The 401-nt window shown below is 65.8% G+C and carries 1 protein-coding gene; it reads left to right on the forward strand.

Annotation, left to right across the window (positions count from 1 at the left end; genetic code table 11):
* On the forward strand, positions 1-364 hold a 364-nt coding region (locus KDH83_RS31840; protein WP_212323180.1), incomplete at its 5' end, for a phage tail protein.
* Positions 365-401 lie beyond the last annotated feature (37 nt).

Genomic DNA, 401 nt, shown 5'->3' on the forward strand with positions numbered 1-401 from the left:
GTTCCATGCCGGGTTCTGCGACCCGGAGCTGGAGATGCTCAAACTGCGCGGTGCAATCACGCGCCACGAGGCGTTGCCGCTGGTGTTCGCCAACGGTGATTACAAAGGCTGGTTTGTTCCTACCGATGTGCGTGTGACCACCCGGCAGGTGATGCGCGACGGTACCCTGATCTGGCTGGAGGCCGAGCTGACGCTGCGCGAGTACGTGCGCCCGGTGGTGCTGGTCGAGGAAACCTCCAAGCAGGAACCAGTGGCCACCGAGCAGCCTGACCCGAACGGCCAGGTGAAAAAGCCCGCGCAGACGGTCAACCGTGCGCCCGCGTCCAGGCCCGCCAGTGCGCCGCCAACCAGGAGCGCACGATGACGGCCATCGACTGCATCGAGCACATCACCCAGGCGGG

This window comes from Achromobacter sp. Marseille-Q0513, assembly GCF_018195695.1.
GTDB lineage: Bacteria > Pseudomonadota > Gammaproteobacteria > Burkholderiales > Burkholderiaceae_B > Achromobacter.